Genomic DNA, 959 nt, shown 5'->3' with positions numbered 1-959 from the left:
AATATTGAAAATATTGGTAGGTGATAAGTTGTGCAAGAGAAGGAAAATAAATCAATTGTTCATTATGTAATTAATTGGATAATCATTGTATTAGTAGTTTCTTTTATTTTGTTTTTTGGGGCATCATTATTAACTAACACACAGGTAACAACAATTGTTTGGGAAGATGCATTACAAATGCTCGGGTTTTCTACAACAATATCAACTGTTATAACATGCACACAATTTTTAGCAGATAAATTAAAATAAAAGTCTCTCATGTGTGAGAGGCTTTTATTTTTTCCAGAATCCAGTCAAATATTCCAATCGTAAATATTAAAAATCCTATTAACATATATGAATAAATGTATCCATTCAATAGTAACGAATATTCTTCGGCTAAATTTTTATTTATGTAGACAAAATTTAAAGTTGCATAACCTAAAGAAGCGCTGAATTGAATGATGATAATACCTAATATAAACAAAAAGATTCGCTTTACCATACCAACATTCCCCTCCCCTCTGTTTCTGAATTAGTTTCATTATACAACATTATCCAAAATATAACAATTTATGGTTATACAACTGTAATGCTTCTTGTTCTAATCGCTTCAACGATTTTTTTAAGTAGACTTTTCTTTTAAAACGGTAAATCATCATCACTAACGGAAATAGGATTCATTGCCCTATTTAGACTCCCAGCCAAAGTTGTAGCGGTTGTAAAGGGATTGTTGTAGTTTTGACTGGTGGGAGAGTAATTAGGATTTGAGAAGTTTGGATCAAACGGGTTAATATTACTTTCCATAGCGGGATTAAAAGGCTCTACAGGTTCAGGTATCGTACTACTTTTTTTAGATTCTAGAAAAGTGAATCGATTGACTAAAACCTCTGATAGATACTGGCGGACTCCCGCTTCATTCTCATAATTTCTGACTTGTAATCGCCCCTCAATCCCAATCATCATTCCTTTTAAAACAT

2 protein-coding genes and 1 pseudogene are annotated in these 959 nt (G+C 31.6%); 1 reads left to right on the top strand and 2 read right to left on the bottom strand.

Annotated elements, in window-relative coordinates; all coding sequences use genetic code 11:
- Nucleotides 1–30 precede the first annotated feature (30 nt).
- Nucleotides 31–249, top strand: coding sequence for a hypothetical protein (locus tag NEH74_RS13265; RefSeq protein WP_055305633.1), 219 nt, complete (start codon nucleotides 31–33; stop codon nucleotides 247–249).
- A 7-nt stretch (nucleotides 250–256) separates the two neighbouring features.
- On the opposite strand, the gene NEH74_RS13260 is transcribed toward NEH74_RS13265, so the two are convergent.
- Nucleotides 257–484, bottom strand: coding sequence for a hypothetical protein (locus tag NEH74_RS13260; RefSeq protein WP_055305632.1), 228 nt, complete (start codon nucleotides 482–484; stop codon nucleotides 257–259).
- A 137-nt stretch (nucleotides 485–621) separates the two neighbouring features.
- Nucleotides 622–959, bottom strand: a pseudogene (locus NEH74_RS13255) (single-stranded DNA-binding protein); the annotation flags it as partial.

Source organism: Turicibacter sp. GALT-G1 (assembly GCF_025594995.1).
GTDB classification, from domain to species: Bacteria; Bacillota_I; Bacilli_A; order MOL361; family Turicibacteraceae; genus Turicibacter; species Turicibacter bilis.
This window is presented reverse-complemented; position numbering and strand designations above follow the sequence as displayed.

Excerpts from the sequence above, each read along its gene's own strand:
- NEH74_RS13260 (WP_055305632.1), bottom strand. The coding sequence starts at position 484 with ATGGTAAAGCGAATCTTTTTGTTTATATTAGGTATTATCATCATTCAA.